This window comes from Amycolatopsis sp. NPDC033938 (genome assembly GCF_055575975.1).
Genome location: NZ_JBVIRO010000003.1, coordinates 607,071 through 626,432 on the forward strand (window position 1 = coordinate 607,071; position 19,362 = coordinate 626,432).

Here is a 19,362-nt window from a genome sequence, read left to right on the forward strand (position 1 = left end):
GGTACCTGGCTGGCGCACGGCGATCGTCCACACTGGAGGGGTGGACAGAGCACAACTGGCGGACTTCCTGCGCAGCAGGCGCGAGCGGATCACCCCGGCCGACGTGGGCCTGCCCGCCGGGCCACGCCGCCGCACGCCGGGACTGCGCCGCGAGGAAGTGGCGCAGCTGGCGTTCATCTCGACCGAGTACTACACGCGGCTGGAACAGGCTCGCGGTCCCCGGCCCTCCCGTGAGGTCCTGGGCGGGCTGACCAGGGCGCTGCGGCTCTCGGACGTCGAACGCGACCATCTGCATCACCTCGCCGGTGCGCCCCCGGGACCACCGCCCGGCCCCTCCCGCGAGGTCCGGCCGAGCATCCTCGCGCTGCTGCGGCGTCTTCCGCAGGCCGCGGCGATCGTGCTGTCCGCGACCTACGAGGTGCTCGCCTGGAACGACCTCGCCGCGGCCCTGATGGAGGACTTCTCCGCCCTGCCGCGCCGCGACCGCAACCTCGTGCGCCGCGCGTTTCTCGGGCCCCGGCCGCAGGGAAGGCGGCTGTACGGGGTGTCCGACGCCGACGAGTTCGCCGCGGGCGCGGTCCGGAACCTGCGGGCCACCGCCGGCCGCTACCCCGACGATCCCGAGGTCACCGGGCTGATCCGCGAACTGCTCGACGGCAGCGAGGAATTCGCCCGGCTGTGGGCGGCGCACGACGTCTGTGCCGCGCCGACCCTGTGCAAGACGTTCCGGCATCCGGTGGTCGGCCCGGTCAACGTGAACTGCGACGTCCTCGACATCAGCGACCGGGATCAGCAGGTCGTGATCTACACCGCCGACCCCGGTACTCCGTCGGAGAACGCGTTGCGGCTGCTATCGGTCGTCGGGACGCAGCGAATGGACGTCCCGCTCTGAGCCTTTTGTAGGTTCCCTCGATACCAGTGGGTCGATCCGCAGCGCGATCGCCAGCGCGAAGCGGCCGGCCGGGTCGTCGATCGTGCCGCCGAAGAGCGTCCGCAGCTGCCGGATCCGGTACCGGACGGTCTGGACGTGGACATGCAGTTCGACACCGATCGCCTGTGGCTGGTCGGGCCGCGCGAGCCAGGCCGCCAGCGTCGCGGTCAGCCGTTGTCTCGCCGGTTCGGGCAGACCGGCCAGCGGGGCGAGGACGTCCTTCGCGAACTCGGCGGCGAGTTCCGGATCGGCGGTCAGCAGCAGGTCGATACGGTGATCGGTGGTGTGGACGAGAGCGCCCTCGCCGAGGGCGCCGGTGCGGGTGAGCCGCCACAACGCGCTCGCCCGGCGGGCGCTGAGCGTGGCCGAGCGAAGCGGCACGACCGGGCCGACTCCGGCCTGGTCACGGCCGAGCAGGTCCCGCAACCGGCCGAGGTACCACTCGAGCCGGTCGGCGGGCATGACCACGGCCGTGAGGTCGTGATGGCGCCCGATCAGTACTCGGCCCGGCATCCGGTCCAGCAGGCGCGGCGCGACCTCGGCGCTGGTCACGGCGATGACGAGCCGGTCGGGCAGCACCCACGCGGCTTGGCTCGCGGCGTCGTCGAGCACATCGCGGCCGGTCGCCGGTTCGGCGAGGAGGAGACCGAGCAGCCGGTCCCGTCGCGCTTGCCCGGCCCGCGCCGCCTGTGACCGCGCTTCGGCGTATCCGTCGGCGGCCGCGGCCGAGAGTTCCGCGATGAAGGCGAAAAGCGCTTCACCGAGCTCGACGATCGCCTGGGTCGGCAGGTCCACGGCCGGCGCCGCCGAGGTGAGTTGCCGCCACACCCCGAGCGCGGCCGACTGATAGAAGCCGAGCATCTCCTCCAGGCTGCGCCCGGCGTTGTGCTGTGCCCGGCCCTGGGCGCGGTAGACCTCGCGTCCGGTGGTGACGTCGGGATGGCCGATCTCGCTGAAGAAGGCGCCCAATGCCACGTCGAGGGTGTGCTGGAGGTTCGCCGCCGTCCGGTGGTCCAGCGGGGTCCGCAGCCCGGCGCGGATCTGGTCCATCGCGGCCGACGCGATCGCGGCGGTGTCCGGCTCCAGCCGGGTGAGCACCGAGGCGTCCAGCCGTCGCCACGGCTGTGCCGACGGCGTGGTCATAGAGGCAACCTACAAAACTCCGATCGAGAACGCGCGCCTCCGTCCTAGTGGTCCGCCCGCTTCCCGGCGGACGCTGCACGCAGCATTCGACGACGCGTGCAGGAGGCGGCAGTGACACGTTCTCGCTGGGGAAGACTCGTTCGTATCGCCGCGGTGGCGGGCACCGCATTGACCATCGCCGGACTCGCGACACCGGCCGTCGCGGCGGAGCGGCAGGTGTACGTCGCGATGGGTGACTCGTTCTCGGCCGGTTCCGTGGTCCTGCCGCAGTCCGACCTCCTCACCTGCGCCCGCTCCGCGATCAACTACGCGGGCTTGCTGGCGAAGGAGATCGAGGTCGACGAACTGCGCGACGTCACCTGCGGCGCCGCGACCACGTCGCATTTCAGCAACCCGCAGAAGGGCATCATCTCCGGCACCAACCCACCGCAGTACGACGCGCTCTCCGCGGACACGACGCTGGTGACCGTGGGGATCGGCGGCAACGACATCGGACTGGTCGGGCTCGCCACGTCGTGTGTGAACCTGCTCCCGGTCGGCGCCTCGTGCAAGGCGGCCAACACCGCGGGCGGGGTGGACAAGTACGCGACCAAGATCGACGCCTTCGCCGCCACCTACGGCACGGTCATCGAGCAGATCCGCCAGCGCGCCCCGCGGGCGAAGATCGTCATGGTCGGCTACCCGACCGGGATCAAGGGCGGTGGCTGCTGGCCGGTGGTCCCCGTCCTGCCGCAGGACGCCGACTACATCCAGGCCAACATCGACCGGCTCAACGCCCGGATGGCCGAGCAGTCCGCGGCGCACGGCGCGAGCTACGTCGACATCCGGACGCCGAGCATCGGTCACGACGCCTGCCAGCCGATCGGCGTCAAATGGATCGAAGGACTCATCCCGTCGGTGGTGAACAACAGCTTCGCGCCGCTGCACCCGAACGCCGCCGGACTCGCGGCCGTGGTGCCCAGCATCCGCAAGGTGCTGTAGCCCGCCGCCGACGCCAGGAAAGGACCTTTCCTCGCAAAATTTGCGAGGAAAGGTCCTTTCCTGGCGCGTGTGAGGCGTGCGATCAGGCGGTCGGTGCCCAGTACAGGAGCCGGTTCGGCGAACCGGAGCCCGGGTTGGTCACCTTGTTCGGGGTGGCCGCGTTGATCAGGGCGGTGGCCACCTGCGCGGGCGTGGCGGACTTGTTGTTCTGCAGGTAGCGGGCCGCGACGCCGACCACGTGCGGGGTCGCCATCGAGGTGCCGCTGATGGTGTTGGTCGCGGTGTCACTGGTGTTCCACGACGAGGTGATGTTCGTGCCCGGGGCGAAGATGTCCACGACCGAGCCGTAGTTGGAGAAGCTGGAACGCGCGTCGGTGTTGGTGGTCGAGCCGACGGTGATCGCCTGCGTCACCCGGGCGGGGGAGAAGCCGGAGGCGTTCTGGTTGGAATTACCGGCGGCCACGCCGTAGGTGACGCCCGCGGCGATCGACCGGCGGACGGCGTCGTCGAGGGTGGTCGAAGCCCCGCCGCCGAGGCTCATGTTGGCCGCGGCCGGCTTGACGTGGTTCTTGGTGACCCAGTCGATGCCCGCGATGACACCGGCGGTGGTGCCGCTGCCGGAGTTGTTGAGCACGCGGACGCCGTAGACGGTCGCGCCCTTGGCGATGCCGTACTGCGAACCGGCGATGGTGCCCGCGACGTGGGTGCCGTGACCGTTGCCGTCCTGGGCGACGGCGTCGTTGTCGACGAAGTCGTAGCCGTTGCGGGCGCGGCCGCCGAAGGTGGTGTGGCTGACCCGCAGGCCGGTGTCGATGACGTAGACGTTCACACCGGCGCCGGTGGAGGTGTAGCTGTAGCGCTGGTCGAGCGGGAGGTTGCGCTGGTCGACGCGGTCGAGACCCCAGGACGGCGGGTTGGTCTGGGTCGCGTCCGCGTGGACGACCTGGTTCTGCTCGACGGTCACGACCGACGGGTCGGCGGCGAGCCGTTTGGCCTGCTTCTCCGACAGTGACGCGGAGAAGCCCTTGAGCGAGCTGCTGTAGACCTGCTCCACCTTCGCGCCGAAGCGATTCGCCAGCGTGCCCACGACGCCGGTGTCCTTCAGCGTGACGATGTAGCTGTTCGGGATCGCCTCAGGGGACCCGGCGGCGAGGATCTGCCCTTCGGCGGCCTGTGCGGGCGCGGCGGTGACGCTGATCGCCACCGCGACCACGCCCGCCATTCCGGCACCGGTCAGCCAACGCGTTCGTCTCGTCTCTCGCATGTGTTCGTCCTGTCGTTTCGCAGGGGACCGGCCGGTCAAGACCACAGCGGCGGAAAAGCGGTCCAGCTCGACCGCATGGGACGGCACCTGCCGAAGCCCACGAAGACCGAGGTTATTGAGCGCTTGACATGTCCGAATCGACTGAATGGGGCAGCGCCCGACCTTCGTCTGGCGTCCATTAGCGGCGGGGTGCCCTGCACGGAAAGTGCTCCCCGGCCCCTCCGTACCCTGTATGGGGAACATCTGACGATCACCTGGAGTCCGAACCACCGTGCCAGCCACTTCGAGCCTGCGAGCCGACTGCGAGAACTGCTTCGGTCTGTGCTGTGTCGTCCCGGCCTTCGCGGCGTCGGCCGACTTCGCGATCACCAAACCGGCGGGCCAGGCGTGCCCGAATTTGCTCGCGGACTCCCGGTGCGGCATCCACGACAAGCTCCGCAAGACGGGTTTCACCGGCTGCACGGTCTATGACTGCTTCGGCGCGGGCCAGAAGGTCTCCCAGGTCACCTTCGGCGGCGAAGACTGGCGGAAGGCGCCGAAGACGGCGCGGTCGATGTTCGCGGTGTTCCCGGTCATGCGGGATCTGCAGGAGCTGCTCTACTACCTCACCGAGGCGGCCGCGCTGCCGACGTCCGCGCCGATCCGCGGCGACCTGGCCGAGATGATCGACCGGACCGAGCGGATGACCCTCGACCAGCCCGACGCGCTGCGGAAACTGGACGTCCACACCCACCGGGGCGAGGTGAACGGCCTGCTGCTGCGCGCGAGCGAACTCGCCCGCGCGGAGGTGCCGGGCAAGAAGAAGGACCGGCGCGGCGCCGACCTCATCGGTGCGAAGCTCAAGGGCGCGAACCTGCGTGGCGCGCTTCTTCGCGGGGCGTACCTGATCGGCGCGGATCTGCGGGGCGCCGATCTGCGCCAGGCCGACGTCATCGGGGCCGACCTGCGCGACGCCGACATCCGTGGCGCGGATCTGCGCGGCGCGCTCTTCCTCATCCAGTCCCAGCTGGACGCGGCCAAGGGCGACGCGACGACGAAACTCCCGGAGTCACTGTCCCACCCCGCGCACTGGTAGCCGCTTCTATCCTTTGTGGACGATTTCCCGCGCCCAGTCCTCGCGCGGCTGGGTGTGCAGCCGCCAGTAGTGCTCGGCGATGTCGTCGGGGTCGAACGGTGTGCCTTTCGCGACCGGGCCGGCGACGGTCACCGTCGCGACATGCACGCCGGACGGCCCGAATTGCTTGTCCAGCAAGGAGACCAGCGCCCGGACGCCTGCCTTGCCCAGCGACAGGCTGGTGTACTCCGGCACGGCGTCCGGCATTCCGCCGGTGATGATGATCGTGCCGGATCCGCGTTCGGCCATCCCGGGCGCGACGTGCGCGGCGGTGGTGATCGCCCCGACGACGTTGACCGACCAGGCCGCGAGGTGCTTCTCGACCGACAGTTCGCCGGGGGTGTCGGCCTGGATGATCGCGGCGTTGTAGACCACGACGTCGGGCACACCGTGCTCGTGTGCGGCGGCGTCGAGGGCGGTCGTGAGCGACTTCTCGTCGGTGACGTCGGCGGTCAGCGCGAGAGCGGTCCCGATCTCCGCGGCCACCGGGGCGAGAGTCGTCGCGGTGCGCGCGACGAGAGTGATCGGTAGCCCTTCACGGGCGAACCGGAGAGCGACCGAGCGGCCGATGCCCGGTCCCGCGCCGATGACCACTGCGCCTGCCATGTTCGTTGCTCCTTCGGATCGGATGTGGCGACCGTAGGGCCTGACATCGATGTGAGGGTCAACCCCGCATTTCGTCTTCTCGATGCGGGTCGAAGGCGCCCAAAGTGCGCATCGGATGAGCGGTTCACCTGCCAGACTGAGGCCCATGCGTGCCGATCGCCTGGTGGCCACCCTCCTGCTGATGCAGGCCCGTGGCCGGGTCACGGCTTCCGAACTGGCCGGGGAACTCGAGATCTCGGTCGCCACGGCCAGGCGTGACCTCGAAGCGCTGTCCGCGGCGGGCGTGCCGGTGTACCCGCAGCCGGGCCGGGGCGGGGGATGGTCGCTGGTCGGCGGCGCGCGGACCGACCTCAGTGGACTGTCGGCGTCGGAGGCGCAGGCGTTGTTCCTGCTCGCGGGGCCGGCGGCGTCGATCTCGCCCGAGGTCAGATCCGCGCTGCGGAAACTGGTCCGCGCCCTGCCCGACACCTTCCGCGCCGACGCACAGGCCGCCGCGGACGCGGTCGTCGTCGACCCGTCACGTTGGGGGGAACGGGAGAAGGACCGGCCCGAACTGCTCACCGTGCTGCAGGCCGGGATCGTCCGTCGCCGCAAGGTCCGCTTCGGTTACGCGAAGAGGGGGGCCGCCCCGGTCGAGCGGCTGGTGGATCCGTGGGGGCTCGTGGACAAGGACGACGTCTGGTACCTCATCGCGGGTACGGAGAAGGGACAGCGGACCTTCCGCGTCGATCGGATATCCGAGGCCGAGATGAGCGACCTGCCCGCCGCGCGTCCGGACGACTTCGAGTTGTCGCGGGCGTGGGAGCAGGTGGTCGATCGGGTCGAGCGCCGTCGTTCGGGGCTGGACGCGACCGTGCTCATCGCCGAACGGCATCTCCCGATCCTCCAAGACCATTTCGGGCGGCAGTCGGTCGTCGAGGAGCGGCTCGGCGACGGACGGGTGCGGGTGACCGTGTCGGCCCCGACGGCCTGGATGATCGCCCAGCAGCTCGCGGGCTGGGGTTCGATGATCGAAGTGCCGGGCCCGCCGTCGGTCCAGGAGGAACTCGCTCGGATCGGCGCGGAACTGGTCGAGCGCTACGCGGCGCCGGTGCGGTAACCCTGCGGGCTGACGCCGTGCTCGCGTTTGAACGCGGTGCTGAGCGCGAACGAACTGCCGTAGCCGACCTGCCGGGCGACCGCGCCGATCGTGAGGTCGGGGTGCTGGCGCAGGAGATCCGCGGCGAGCGCGATCCGCCAGCTCGCGAGGTACGCCATCGGCGGTTCACCGACCACGGCGGCGAACCGCCGGGCGAACGCGGCCCGCGAAACGCCGGTTTCGGCCGCGAGACTCGCCACCGTCCACGGCTCGGAAGGCTTGTGCTGCACCAGTTTCAGCGCTCGCGCGACGACGGGGTCGCGCTGCGCGCGGTACCAGGCCGGCGCGGTGGTGCCCGGCCGGTCGAACCAGGTCCGCAGCGCGGCGACCAGCAGGAGATCGAGTACCCGGTCCAGGACAGCTTCCTGTCCCGGCGAATCCTTGACGATCTCCCCGGCGAGCAGCGGCACGAGCGGGTTCTGCCAGTCCTCGTCCCGCACCACCAGCAATGGTGGCAGGGTGTTGAGCAGCCGCCTGCTGATCTCGCCTTCGAGCGGATAGGTGCCGGTCAGCAGCACGACAGGGCCGTCCGGGTCGCTGCCCCAGGTCCGGACACCGAGGTCGGACAGCTCGGTGAGATGCCGCCCGTCCGGGGTCAGGCATTCCTGTCCCGGCAGGATCATCGCCTGCGGCGGGGTGGCCGGATCGTCCGCGACGAGATACGGGTCGGGGCCGCGGGCGATGGCGATGTCACCGGTGCCCAGCCGCACGGCGTCCCCGTTGTCGGGCACGACCCAGGACTCGCCGCGCACCTGGGCCAGCACCGTCAGCGGCGCCTCGTCCTCGATGCGCAGTGACCATGGCGGGGTCATGACCGACTTCAGCAGGAACGCACCGCGTGCGCGGGGCCCGTCGAGCAGGCCGGCGAGGGGATCCATACCTACGAAGCGTAGACGATGAAACATGGAACAGAGCTTTTGAACTATGTCGAGTCTCATTCGGAGCCGCTTGACTAAGCGCATGACAGAGACGAAGAACAACGAGACGGTGCTGGTCCTCGGGGCTACGGGCAAGACCGGACGCCGGGTGGCGCGGCGCCTGACCGACCGGGGAGTCCAGGTCCGCGCGGCGTCGCGCCCGGGCTTCGACTGGGACGACCGGTCGACCTGGACCGCGGCGGTCACCGGGGTCGACGCGGCCTACGTGACCTACTACCCCGACCTCGCGTTCCCCGGCGCGGCCGAAGCGATCCGCGACTTCTCGAAGCTGGCTGTGGACCACGGGGTGCGGCGGCTGGTCCTGCTGTCCGGCCGCGGTGAGGAGGAAGCCGTGGTCAGCGAGCAGGGTGTGCGGGACTCCGGTGCCGAGTGGACGGTCGTGCGATCGAGCTGGTTCGCGCAGAACTTCAGCGAGCACTTCCTGCTGGAGCCGGTGCTCGCCGGCGAGATCGTGTTGCCCGCCGGAGAGGTGACCGAGCCGTTCATCGACGTCGAGGACATCGTCGACGTCGTGGTGGCGGCGCTGACCACCGGCGGGCACCACGGCCGGGTGTACGAGCTGACCGGACCGCGGTTGCTCAGTTTCACGGACGTGGCGGCGGAAATCGGCGAGGCTATGGGGCGGGATGTCCGGTACGTTCCGGTCTCCGCGGCGGAGTTCGCGGCGGGCGCGGCCGAACAGGGCGTGCCGGAGGAGGAGATCGAGGGACTGACCGACCTGTTCACGCGGATCCTCGACGGCCGGAACGCATCGCTCACCGGAGACGTCGAGAAGGTGCTGGGCAGGCCGGCGAGGGACTTCTCCGAGTACGCCGCGAAGGCCGCGGCCACTGGGGTCTGGAATCGATGAAACGAGCGGGAATCGGAAGGGAGGCGACAGGAATGCCGACGCTGAGCGAAATCGTCCTGATCGCGGCCGTCATCGCGGCGGGGTTGATCGCGGGCTTGTTCTACGCCTACACGTGCTCGGTCATGCCGGGGCTGGCGCGGGCCGACGCGCGGACGTATGTGACCGGGATGCGGGAGATCAACATCGCCATCCTCAACGGCTGGTTCGCGCTGAGCTTCGGCGGCGCGCCACTGCTCGCCGCGGTGGCGGCGGCCCTGCACCTCCGGTCCGACCTGCGGTCGGCGTTGCCGTGGCTCATCGCGGGTTTCGTCCTGCTCCTGGCGATGCTGATCGTGACCATGGCGATCAACGTGCCGCTCAACAACGCGCTCGAAGCCGGCTTCGACGGCGACAACACCGACTTCGAGGCGTTGCGGGCGAAGTTCGAAGGTGTCTGGGAACGGTGGAACCTGGTCCGGACCCTGGCCGCGATCGGCGGCTTCGGCGCTCTCGTGGGCGGGCTGATCGTGCACGCCCGCGGCTGATCCTTCGCCTCCGCGCGCGCTATGAAAGGTCCTTTCCTTGCAAAATTTGCAAGGAAAGGACCTTTCATAGCAGTAGGACAGGGGCTCAGGCGCCTTCGAGCGCGAAACCGGCCGCCTCCACGATCGGGACCGTCAGTGGCTCGCCGGCGAAGGTGAACAGGACACGCGCGCGGTCGACCCTATCGGCGGGACCGACGGTTTTCCCGGCGTTGCCTCGCTTCCCGGCCGGGCGGGCAGCGCTACCCTGCTGCGGTGATCGATACGGACGCCGACGAGGTCCGGCTGTGCGCGCTGGAAGGCTGCGAGAATCCTCTGCCCCCGCCCGCGGTGGACGCCGAGGGGAAACGCAAGGGCGGCAGGCCTTCCGCCTACTGCGGTAAGACGCACGCCGACGCCGCGTCGCGGGCCCGCCGCGCCGCCGCGGTGGCGAGTGTGGCCGATCCGCTGCTCGAGGTCCGCCGGATCGCCGACGAGTTCACCCCGGCGGCGGCCTCGCTCGTGGAATTGCTGGACGCGATGCGCTCGCGGTTCGACGACGCCGCCGCGGCGGCACTGGGGCGGGTCACCGACGCCGAGGCCGAGGCGGCCACGGCGCGGCGCGAGGCCGAGGACGCCCAGCAGGCGGCGGCGAAGGCCGATGCGGCGCGCGCGACGGCGCTGGCGTCCTCCCGCGACGACAAGCTGGCCAAGGCCAAGGCGGAACGTACCGCCGAACAGGCCTTGAAGGACGCGGAGGAGACCCGCCAGCGGTCGTGGACCGAGGTCGCGGCGCATGAACGCGCCCGCGGTGCCGCGGAAGCCGCGACCGTCGCCGCGGAACGCGCCCGCGACGCGCTGGTCGCCGATCTCCGGACGCTGCGCGAGGATTTCGCGGCCGTACGAGCGGAGAAGACCCGGCTGACAGCGGAGCTGGGTGAGCGGGACACCGCGCTGGCGCGGGCGGTGGCCGAACTCGAAGCCTTGCTGGACCGGCTCGACGAGGCGAAGGCCAGGGCGACCGTGTCCGAAAAGGACTGTGCCGCGGCACGGGCGGAATCCGCCGCGCTCCGAGGCGATCTGGACCGCGTCCGCGCCGAGCTCGCGCAAGAGCACACCGCCCGCAGCCTCGCCGAAGCCAGGGCCACGGCGCTGGCCGGAGAACTGGAGCGCGCTCAGGCCCGCGCCGCCGCGGACCAGGCACGCTACGACGACGTCGTGCGGCAGCTGGCCGAACTCGCCCGCCCTCCGGCCGTCGAAGAAGCGGCCGTCTCTTCGCCCGAATCGCAGGTGGAGGCGTCCGAGCTCCCGTAGAGTGCCGCTGACCTATCCAGGGTTGGGGGTCAGGACTGTGAGCGGGTACGAGGTCGAGATCGGTCAGCTGCGGAACGCGGCCAACGCGGCGGGATCCGCCGCGGACCAGGCCAGAGCCGTGGAACCGGGCACCGGCCTGGACGCGATCGCGACGGCGTTGCCGGGTGGCGAGGCCGCGAAGAGCGCGCCCACGCTGGCGTCGACGCTCACCGAGCGCGCGAAGGGGTGGGCCGGCGAGATCGACCGCTGGAGCGAATCGATCACGACGGCGGCGAAGGCCTACTCCGAAAGCGAGAAGTCCGCGGAGGAGGCTTTCGGACGATGACGGTCGGCTACCACGACGTCCGCACATGGGACGCCGAAGCGCTCGACGCGACGGCCACCAATCTGGGCGGGCGGCGGGACAAACTCCTCGGGCTGCAGGACGAACTCGACGACGCCAGGAAACTGCCCGACTGGCACGGCCCCGCGGGCGAGCGTGCCCGCGATTCGCTGGGCGAGACACGGAACAACGCCGAGACCCTGATCGCGGAACTCTCCGCCGTGGAAAGCGCCCTGCAGAACGCCTCGGACGACGTGACCGCCCTGAAGACCAGGGTCGCCAACAACGACTCCCTCGCCGGCACCTACCAGTTCCGCATCGCCGCCGACGGCGCGATCGTGGACGACAAGCCCGCCGACCCGCCGCCGAAGTCCCGGTTCGAGGCCGAAGAGTACGCAGAGGCCCGGCGGCACCGCGAAACCATCAAGAAGCAGCTGGAACAGGAAACCAAGGCGATCCTCACCACCGCGAACAGCATCGACACCGCCCTCGCCAGGGTGATGCGGCTCGCGAAGGACGGCGAGATCAGCGACCACGGAGCGACCACCCTGGCCGGCGCCAGGAAGGGCGGGGAGATCGACGCCAAAGTGGTCGAGATGGAACAGTCGCTCCGCGACGCGGGTCTGCTGAGCGGGCCACCCGCGTCCGGTCACTACCGGCAGTGGCTCGAGAACGCCGTACGCCGGGGCGTGTCGATCGACACCATCAAGAAGATCGCCGACGAACACGACATCACGCCGGAGGACTTCAAGGTCCTCGACGGCATGGAAGAGATCCGCGAGGACGAGGACGGCGACGGGACCTTCAAGTCGTACTTCCTGATGCCGACCGACATCAGCGGCGACGACGCCGCCAAGGCGGTCCGGATGACCTACGTCCTGAACGCGGGCACCGACTACGGGACCGAAGGCGAGAAGACCGACTTCGCGCCGACCCCGTACGGATCCGAGGAGCTGCGGCGGATCACCGAGCGGCAACGGGAGAACTCCTGGAGCTACGACGACGACGTGGGCTTCGTGCACGGCAACGGCGGTCGGCTGGTGACCACGCCGAACGGCATGATGATGGGCCTCGGCGGGAACCTCGTCCAGGACCAGTTCAGCCAGCGCGGCGGCACCACCTGGGGTGACACGTTCATGCTGAACATCGACGACCCGAAGGATCCGGCGCAGCAGCTTCGTGAGGTCGCGAAGTCGGGCCACGCCTGGTACGAGGGCGACAACGGCGCGTCCCAGGGTTCGCTCGACATGGACCGGCTGCTGCACCACGAAGAGCGCCACTCCCGGCAATGGGGGCGAGAGGGCTATGCCGGTTTCCTCGCCTCCTACGCGTGGGAGCAGGTCACCGGCGGCAACGAAACCGAGGAAGACGCGGGACTGTGCGATGGCGGCTACTAGCAGGGTGGCCTGCGCCGCCTTGCTCGTGGCGGTGGTGACCGGGGCGTGCGACACCAAGGCGCAGTTCGCGCCGTCGCTGCCACCGGAGGCCGGGTTCCGCGTCGACGACGGCGTCCTGAAACTGTGGACGGGCACCCCGTGCGAGGGTGTCACCGGCCTGAGGGTGACGTTCGACTCCGGCACCAAGGAGAGCACGGAACAGGTGTGGACCGCGCCGCGGCCGGGGGTGCGGGTCGAGCGCCTGGACCTGCTGACCACGTCCGTGGAATCCTCTGTGGACACCGGTGGCCTCCAGGTCCGCACCCCGTTGCCCGCGGAGTACGACTGGACCAAGGCAGGCTCGATCACCGTCGCCGTCGACGGCCCGAAAGCCTACGGTGCCAAGGCCGACGTCGCCCAGGTGCTGCGGGAGTCGGCCCGGCATCCGGCCGGGAGCTACCTGTTCGGCCGGAGCGGCTGGCTGGACGCTTCAGCCGTCCAGCGCGAGAACCGGAAGTCGTTCCTGACCGTCTGCACTCCCGCCCCGGAGTGACGTTTCATCCCGTGGAGCCGCATATGGACACGCCGGAAAGTACATCGCGGACGGTGTTGCGGCGCGTCGTGCTCGGCGCGTTCGCCTGTGTCGCCGCGGTGATCGTGCTGCTCGTCGGCCGCGTGGTGCTCAGCGCGATCGGCTCGTCCTCCGATCCGCACGGCTACGGGATGTTCGCGGGGATCCTGTTCACGGCGGTCTTGACCCCGGTCGCGCTGGCGCTGTGGCTGCTCTACCGCGCACTGCGCCGACGCGGCAGGTGACCTGGCTTCAGGACGGCAGTTCCCGCTCCGCCCCGCGTGCGGCGCCGTTCACCAGCTGCTCGACCCCGTCCAGGATCCGCGCCAGCCCGAACCGGAAGGTGTGCAGCGGCGCGCTCGCCGAACCGTGCGCCTCCCCGGCCGCCTGACCGACCCGCGCCGCCAGCGGGAAGAGCCCGGCGTCGGCCTCGGGGATCTCCGCGAGCACCGGCGCACTGGCCGTCCACCACTCCAGGTCCGTCATCCCGGACCGCCGTACGAGACTCGCCGATTCGACCGACCCCCGCGCGATGCCCTGGACGAACCCGTTGACCATGGCCACCACGGCGTCCATCTCCAGATCGGTGAGCCCGATCGCGTCGACGGCGCCCAGCTCGCGTTCGTGCTTGGCGAAGGTGTTCGGGCCGAGCGGGAGACGGCTGGTGATGAGCTGGAGCATCCACGGATGCCGGTGGTACATCTCCCAGGCGTCCTCGGCGAGGATCGTCACCGTGACCCGCCAGTCGTGGCTCGGCGGCGGATCGGTCAGCTCGCCGTGCACCCGGTCCATCATCAGGTCGAGCAGCTCGGCGCGGCTGGGGATGTAGGTGTAGAGGGACATGGGGGAGACGCCGAGCCGTTCCGCGCCCCGCCGGACCGACAGCGCCGCGATCCCCTCGGTGTCGGCGAGTTCGATCGCGGCGGTGACGATCTCCTCGACGGTCAGCTTCGGCTTGGGGCCACGCCTGGGTTTGTCCCGTACACCCCAGAGCAGTTCGATGGTCCGCCGTGGATCGCCCGTGCCGGTGTGGTCCGCGTACGTCATCACTGTTCTTTCTACGCTGTACGGAGTTTGTGTTATTCTGAACTGTACACCGTACAGAGATTGGGGCTGAGTGACGTCTCGCGACGGTTTCGACAGTGTCGTGTTCGAACCGAAAAATCCCCCTCGGACCAGCGGATTCGTCTTCTGGAACGCCGACGGGGACACGCCGGGGGCCGAGGAGGTGACAGTCGCCCTTCCCGAACTCAAGACGGTGCCTTGCGTACGGCTCCCGATGGCCGAGGCGCTCCCTGTCCTGCTGCAGTCGGGTGGGAGTGAGGACGCCTCCGCACGGTTCTGGAGCACGGCGGCGGTGGCGGCGCTGAAGCTCGCCGAGGCGGGCCGCCTGCTGCCCGGCCTCACCGAGTCCGATGTGGACGCCTGGCGCGCGGGTCCGCTGGAACCCGCCGACGCCGAGTGGTTGCGTACGCTGTCGGAGGCGATGCCACCGCGGGCACGGGCGATCCCGGACGAGGGAAACCTGCTTCCGGCACGGTATCCGCTGCTGCGCGCGTTCCTCGACGCCGTGGCCGACACGCTTCCCCGTACTCCCGCGGCGGCGCAGGCGACCGGCGTCAAGGCCTTCGCCGCGCCGCCGTCACACCGTGTCCCGCAGCTGCGGGACTGGGCGGCCGAGGTCGCGGCCGGACTCGATTCCGGGGTCCGGGTCTCGCTGCGCATCGAGGCGCCCGGCGACGACTTCGCGGGCGGCCGCTTCACCGGCGTGGTCCAGGTACACAGCCTCGCCGACCCTGGCGTCCTGACCGACGCCGCCACACTGTGGGCCGGAGACGACCGCTTCGGCCCGAGGGCCCGCATCGACGTCATGCTGGCCCTGCGCCGCGCCGCCCAGGTGTGGCCGCCACTCGAACCGCTGCTCAGCGCGGCGGTCCCGGACGAGATCGGGCTCGCCGACGCCGACATCACCGAACTCCTCACCACCGGCGCGCCCCTGCTGGCCACCGCGGGTATCGACGTCCACTGGCCCGCCGGTCTCGCCCGCGACCTGAGCGCGAAGGCCGTCGTCGGTGGCGGTGACGCGCCACCGGACGACCTTCCGTCCTTCTTCGCCGGCGGGAAACTGCTGGAATTCGACTGGCAGCTCGCGCTCGGCGGCGCGCCGCTCACCGCCGCCGAGATGGACGCGCTCGCCGAGGCGCACCGTCCCGTCGTGCGGCTGCGGGACCAGTGGGTGCTCGTGGATCCGGCGCTGGCGGCGAAGGCGCGGGATCGCGCGCTCAAACCGCTCACCCCGATCGACGCGCTCGGCGCCGCCTTGAGCGGGACAGCCGAGATCGACGGCGAACGCGTCGACGTCCTCACCGACGGCTGGCTCACCGCCCTGCGGGAACGGCTGCTGGCACCGCCCGAACCGCAGGCACCGCCACCGGGCTTGGCCGCGACCCTGCGCGACTACCAGATGCGCGGCCTGCAATGGCTCACCGCCATGACCTCGATCGGTCTCGGTGGCTGCCTCGCCGACGACATGGGCCTCGGCAAGACGATCACGCTGATCTCCCTGCACCTGCATCGCGCGCAGGGCCCGACGCTGGTCGTCTGCCCCGCCTCCTTGCTGGGCAACTGGGAGCGCGAGATCACCCGGTTCGCCCCCGGTGTGCCGGTGCGGCGGTTCCACGGTACGGAGCGGTCGCTCGAAGGCCTCGGCGACGGCTTCGTGCTCACGACCTACGGGACACTGCGCGTCGACCCGGAACCCTTGGGGAACGTCCACTGGGGACTGCTGGTCGCCGATGAGGCCCAGCACGTGAAGAACCACCGCTCCGGTACGGCGAAGGCGTTGCGGACGCTGACGTCGTCGGCGCGGGTGGCGTTGACGGGCACGCCGGTGGAGAACAATCTGTCCGAGCTGTGGGCGATCCTCGACTGGACCACTCCCGGTCTCCTCGGCACCATGGCCGACTTCCGCCGGGTGTGGGCGAAACCGGTCGAGTCCGGAAAGGACCCCGAGGCCGCGGAGCGGCTTTCCCGCCTGGTCCGCCCCTTCCTGCTGCGGCGGCGCAAATCCGATCCGGGGATCGCGCCGGAACTGCCTGCCAAGACCGAAACCGACCGGCCGGTGACGCTCACCGCCGAGCAGGCGGCGCTGTACGAGGCGACGGTGCGCGAACTGATGGCCGAGATCGCCGTCAGCGAGGGCATCGCGCGCCGTGGCCGGATCGTCAAGCTGCTCACCGGGCTCAAACAGATCTGCAACCACCCCGCCCAGTACCTCAAGGAACCGGCGGACGCGGTGCTGGACGGCCGGTCCGGCAAACTCGAACTGCTCGACGAACTCCTCGGCACGATCCTCGCCGAGGACGGCGCGGTGCTGGTGTTCACCCAGTACGTCGCGATGGCGCGGCTGCTGGAACGCCATCTCGCGCAGCGGGGGATCGGCACGCAGCTGCTGCACGGCGGCACGCCGGTGCCCAAACGCGAGGACCTCGTGCGCCGGTTCCAGGCCGGTGAGGTGCCGGTGTTCCTGTTGTCGCTCAAGGCCGCGGGCACCGGGCTCAACCTGACCCGCGCCGATCACGTCGTGCACTACGACCGCTGGTGGAATCCGGCGGTGGAGGACCAGGCGACCGACCGGGCCTACCGGATCGGGCAGACGCGTCCGGTGCAGGTGCACCGGCTCATCGCCGAAGGCACCGTCGAGGACCGCATCGCGGCGATGTTGCGGGAGAAACGCGCGCTGGCCGACGCGGTGCTCGCCGGCGGCGAGGCCGCCCTGACCGAATTGACCGACGCGGAACTGGCCGATCTGGTCGAGTTGAGGAGCCGCCGATGAGTACCCCCGACGATCGCGTCCGCGGGTTCCCCGCCTTCGGGCGACAGGGTGGCCACGGCCAGTTCGCCCGCTCGTGGTGGGGCCGCGCGTGGATCAGCGCGATGGAGGACACCGCACTGGACCTGCGGCAGCTCAAACAGGGCCGCAAGTACGCCACGGCGGGCCGGGTCGGCCCGATCACGGTCAGCCCCGGCCGGATCGCCGCCGTGGTCGACGACCAGGAAGGCCAGTACCGCACCGAGGTCCGCCTCGCGGAACTGACCGATGACGAGTGGGACCGGTTCCTCGACCGGGTCGCCTCCCGGGCCGGGCATCTCGCCGCGCTGCTGGACCGCGACATGCCGCACGACCTCGTCGAGGCCGCCGACGACGCCGGGGTGCACCTGCTGCCCGGGATCGGCGACCTCGACCCGGACTGCGACTGCCCCGGCTGGGAGCTGCCGTGCCGTCACGCCGCGGCGCTGTCGTTCCAGGTCTCGTGGCTGCTCGACGCCGATCCCTTCGTGCTGTTGCTGATGCGCGGCAAGGGAGAGCGGGAACTCCTCGACGAGTTGCAGCGGCGCAACGCACCGCGGTTCGTGCGCACCGGGGACGACGGCACCACACCGGAGCGGGCCTACGCCGACGAACCGGGCCCGTTGCCCGACGTCGCCGAGTTCGCCCCGGCGCCGGGCCCGACCGTGCCAGGCGCCCCCGGTATCCCGGCGGAGTCCTTCGCCCTGCTGGTCGCCAACGCGGGCCAGGTGGCCGGTGCGCTGCTGACGTCGCAACCGAAGCTCACCCGCAAGCAGGACGCCGTCCGCCTCGCCGCCACCTGTCCGGAGACGGCCGAGCGGCTGCGTCCGGCCGGGAGCGGCGAGGACTTCGATCGCGCGGTGCTCGCGTGGCGACACGGCGGCCGGGCCGGTCTCGAAGTCCTGGAGACCGCGTGGACTCCGCCGTCACAGGTCATGGGCCGGGCCAGGGCGGCCTTCACCGAGGTGGTGGACGAACCCGGCCAAGGCCTCGAGGTCGAGCGCAACCGCTGCGCCGTCCGCGGCACCGGCGCGCAGATCCGGCTGGGGAAGGACGGGCTCTGGTACCCGTACCGGGATCAGTGGCCGGCCGGCGCGCCCGAGGCCGATCCCGGCGTGCTGTTCGCCGCGTTGCTCGGCTGATTCCACTGACGTCCTCGCCGCAGCTCGTGCAGGTGCGGCGAGGACAGGTGGAGGACCCGGTACCGGACCTCGTCCGATTCCGGCGCCTGATCACGCCACAGGCTGTAGCGCACCACCTGCCAGGTGTGCGGATCGACGGCCAGCGCTCCCGAGTGCGCGCCGTCCTGCCGCAGGTGCTCACGAAGCCCGTCGAGAGCCTCGCCCAGGAACGTCACCGGGTCGGTCTCGGCGGGGATCCGCGTGACGTGCTTTCCCGCCGAGGACGGCGGAGTGCCGAACGCGGGTCCCTCCTCGAAGCCGAGCACGGTCCAGTGCTGCACCGCGGGACGCCCGAACGATTCGACGATGCCGCTGAACGGGCCGCCGAACAGGAACGCGTTCATCCCGGCCTCGTCGTGCCAGAGATAGAAGGGGGAGTACTGGTTCAGCGTCGATCCGTCGACGCCGCGCTCGCGGATCCCGTACACCTTCAGCCCCAAGCCGCCGAAGTCGTCGAGCAGATGCCCGCGCGTGGCGACGCGTTCGCGGATGATGCCCATGTCGTAGTCGGCGGGCAGGGTGATCTCGTACTGCATCGCATGCATGCCGTACATACTAGTAGGTACAGGGCGCGTCTGATCGCTATTTCTTGCTGAGCCGGAGGATTCCCTCGTTGCCCTGTACCGCCACGACGACGATCACCTGCCGGTTGATCTGATGGGCCATCCCGGCCGGTCCGGACACCGCCGCGCCCATCCCGCCCGAAGCCGGGGCGAGCCCCACCTTCCCGGCCTGGATCGCGACCACGAGCGGCCCGGCGCCACCGTCATTGGGGACCTGATCGCCGTTGCGCACCAGCACCTCGCACTCACCGTCGGCGCAGGCCCTCAGCTCCCGTCCGTCCGCGGCGACGAACGGCGCGCCGGACGGGGCCACCGCCCCCAGCATCGGCGCACTCTCCGCCGAAGGCCTCGAACTCGCCGACGCGAAGATCGGCGTCGGCGTGGCCGTCGCGCAACCGGCGGCGAACAGCGCCAGGGGAACCAGGACCAGGCATCTTCGGCGATCGACCATGACCGACGAACGTAGCCGACGCGGGTGCCCTTGGATGCACCCGAATTCCGCAATCCCGCGGCCATTCGCAGTGCTCAGCGGCCGTCCGGCCGGCGGAACCGGCCGGACCTCAGCGGCACGTGGTCATCCGGGCACCGAGCGTGGACTCGCAGAGGTGTCGGAAAGGCGTCGGTCGGGTTGGTCGTGTGTGGGGGTTAGGGGTTTTAACCCCAAAGCCCCAAACCAACAAACGCACCCGGCCCCCACCCGGACCATTACACAAACAGAAC

The 19,362-nt window shown here is 70.5% G+C and carries 20 protein-coding genes; 13 read left to right on the top strand and 7 right to left on the bottom strand.

Translation table 11 applies throughout. The features are described from left to right. The first annotated feature begins 40 nt into the window (after positions 1-40). Complete coding sequence (locus ACZ5ZX_RS12430) at positions 41-892, top strand: helix-turn-helix transcriptional regulator (protein ID WP_465502085.1); 852 nt, start codon at positions 41-43, stop codon at positions 890-892. On the opposite strand, the gene ACZ5ZX_RS12435 is transcribed toward ACZ5ZX_RS12430, so the two are convergent. Next, entirely contained in the window at positions 851-2,074 is a 1,224-nt protein-coding gene (locus ACZ5ZX_RS12435) for a PucR family transcriptional regulator (protein WP_465502086.1), read from the bottom strand. The genes ACZ5ZX_RS12430 and ACZ5ZX_RS12435 overlap by 42 nt on opposite strands. 153 nt (positions 2,075-2,227) lie before the next feature. Here ACZ5ZX_RS12435 and ACZ5ZX_RS12440 point away from each other — a divergent pair, with 153 nt between their 5' ends. Then, a complete protein-coding gene (locus ACZ5ZX_RS12440) occupies positions 2,228-3,055 on the top strand; it encodes an SGNH/GDSL hydrolase family protein (protein WP_465502173.1) in 828 nt (275 codons plus the stop codon). An 82-nt stretch (positions 3,056-3,137) separates the two neighbouring features. Here ACZ5ZX_RS12440 and ACZ5ZX_RS12445 read toward each other — a convergent pair whose 3' ends face one another. Beyond that, the gene (locus ACZ5ZX_RS12445) at positions 3,138-4,319 is read right to left on the bottom strand and encodes a S8 family peptidase (protein WP_465502087.1); all 1,182 of its coding nucleotides are present in this window, start codon (positions 4,317-4,319) and stop codon (positions 3,138-3,140) included. Between the two features lie 271 nt (positions 4,320-4,590). On the opposite strand from ACZ5ZX_RS12445, the gene ACZ5ZX_RS12450 reads away from it, so the two are divergent. Then, on the top strand, positions 4,591-5,394 hold the full coding sequence (locus tag ACZ5ZX_RS12450) for a pentapeptide repeat-containing protein (RefSeq protein WP_465502088.1): 804 nt from the start codon (positions 4,591-4,593) through the stop codon (positions 5,392-5,394). A 6-nt stretch (positions 5,395-5,400) separates the two neighbouring features. Here ACZ5ZX_RS12450 and ACZ5ZX_RS12455 read toward each other — a convergent pair whose 3' ends face one another. Continuing rightward, positions 5,401-6,039: an SDR family NAD(P)-dependent oxidoreductase gene (locus ACZ5ZX_RS12455; protein WP_465502089.1), complete on the bottom strand. Its 639-nt coding sequence runs from the start codon at positions 6,037-6,039 to the stop codon at positions 5,401-5,403. Positions 6,040-6,184: 145 nt separating this feature from the next. Here ACZ5ZX_RS12455 and ACZ5ZX_RS12460 point away from each other — a divergent pair, with 145 nt between their 5' ends. Next, positions 6,185-7,138, top strand: coding sequence for a helix-turn-helix transcriptional regulator (locus ACZ5ZX_RS12460; RefSeq protein ID WP_465502090.1), 954 nt, complete (start codon positions 6,185-6,187; stop codon positions 7,136-7,138). Here ACZ5ZX_RS12460 and ACZ5ZX_RS12465 read toward each other — a convergent pair. Then, on the bottom strand, positions 7,117-8,055 hold the full coding sequence (locus tag ACZ5ZX_RS12465) for an AraC family transcriptional regulator (RefSeq protein ID WP_465502091.1): 939 nt from the start codon (positions 8,053-8,055) through the stop codon (positions 7,117-7,119). The genes ACZ5ZX_RS12460 and ACZ5ZX_RS12465 overlap by 22 nt on opposite strands. An 82-nt stretch (positions 8,056-8,137) precedes the next feature. On the opposite strand from ACZ5ZX_RS12465, the gene ACZ5ZX_RS12470 reads away from it, so the two are divergent. The 7 genes from ACZ5ZX_RS12470 to ACZ5ZX_RS12500 all read left to right on the top strand — a co-directional run bounded on the left by ACZ5ZX_RS12470 (position 8,138) and on the right by ACZ5ZX_RS12500 (position 13,293). After that, positions 8,138-8,965 carry a Rossmann-fold NAD(P)-binding domain-containing protein gene (locus ACZ5ZX_RS12470; RefSeq protein WP_465502092.1) on the top strand — a complete coding sequence of 276 codons (828 nt, stop codon included), beginning with the start codon at positions 8,138-8,140 and terminating at the stop codon, positions 8,963-8,965. Between the two features lie 32 nt (positions 8,966-8,997). Further along, entirely contained in the window at positions 8,998-9,489 is a 492-nt protein-coding gene (locus ACZ5ZX_RS12475; protein WP_465502093.1) for an anthrone oxygenase family protein, read from the top strand. Positions 9,490-9,741: 252 nt separating this feature from the next. Continuing rightward, the gene (locus tag ACZ5ZX_RS12480; protein WP_465502094.1) at positions 9,742-10,779 is read left to right on the top strand and encodes a hypothetical protein; all 1,038 of its coding nucleotides are present in this window, start codon (positions 9,742-9,744) and stop codon (positions 10,777-10,779) included. Positions 10,780-10,816: 37 nt separating this feature from the next. Next, complete coding sequence (locus tag ACZ5ZX_RS12485) at positions 10,817-11,104, top strand: hypothetical protein (RefSeq protein ID WP_465502095.1); 288 nt, start codon at positions 10,817-10,819, stop codon at positions 11,102-11,104. Further along, entirely contained in the window at positions 11,101-12,498 is a 1,398-nt protein-coding gene (locus tag ACZ5ZX_RS12490; protein WP_465502096.1) for a WXG100 family type VII secretion target, read from the top strand. Before ACZ5ZX_RS12485 ends, ACZ5ZX_RS12490 begins: the two co-directional genes overlap by 4 nt. Continuing rightward, a complete protein-coding gene (locus ACZ5ZX_RS12495; RefSeq protein ID WP_465502097.1) occupies positions 12,485-13,030 on the top strand; it encodes a hypothetical protein in 546 nt (181 codons plus the stop codon). Before ACZ5ZX_RS12490 ends, ACZ5ZX_RS12495 begins: the two co-directional genes overlap by 14 nt. Positions 13,031-13,053: 23 nt before the next feature. Further along, on the top strand, positions 13,054-13,293 hold the full coding sequence (locus ACZ5ZX_RS12500) for a hypothetical protein (protein WP_465502098.1): 240 nt from the start codon (positions 13,054-13,056) through the stop codon (positions 13,291-13,293). Positions 13,294-13,300: 7 nt separating this feature from the next. Here ACZ5ZX_RS12500 and ACZ5ZX_RS12505 read toward each other — a convergent pair whose 3' ends face one another. Continuing rightward, the gene (locus ACZ5ZX_RS12505) at positions 13,301-14,095 is read right to left on the bottom strand and encodes a TetR/AcrR family transcriptional regulator (protein ID WP_465502099.1); all 795 of its coding nucleotides are present in this window, start codon (positions 14,093-14,095) and stop codon (positions 13,301-13,303) included. 70 nt (positions 14,096-14,165) lie between these two features. On the opposite strand from ACZ5ZX_RS12505, the gene ACZ5ZX_RS12510 reads away from it, so the two are divergent. After that, complete coding sequence (locus tag ACZ5ZX_RS12510; RefSeq protein WP_465502100.1) at positions 14,166-16,883, top strand: DEAD/DEAH box helicase; 2,718 nt, start codon at positions 14,166-14,168, stop codon at positions 16,881-16,883. Continuing rightward, a complete protein-coding gene (locus tag ACZ5ZX_RS12515; protein ID WP_465502101.1) occupies positions 16,880-18,040 on the top strand; it encodes an SWIM zinc finger family protein in 1,161 nt (386 codons plus the stop codon). Before ACZ5ZX_RS12510 ends, ACZ5ZX_RS12515 begins: the two co-directional genes overlap by 4 nt. Here the strand turns inward: ACZ5ZX_RS12515 and ACZ5ZX_RS12520 are convergent. Beyond that, a complete protein-coding gene (locus ACZ5ZX_RS12520; RefSeq protein ID WP_465502102.1) occupies positions 17,977-18,624 on the bottom strand; it encodes a DUF4865 family protein in 648 nt (215 codons plus the stop codon). The genes ACZ5ZX_RS12515 and ACZ5ZX_RS12520 overlap by 64 nt on opposite strands. Before the next feature lie 37 nt (positions 18,625-18,661). Continuing rightward, positions 18,662-19,093, bottom strand: a complete 432-nt coding sequence (locus ACZ5ZX_RS12525) for a hypothetical protein (protein ID WP_465502103.1) — start codon at positions 19,091-19,093, stop codon at positions 18,662-18,664. Positions 19,094-19,362: the final 269 nt, after the last annotated feature.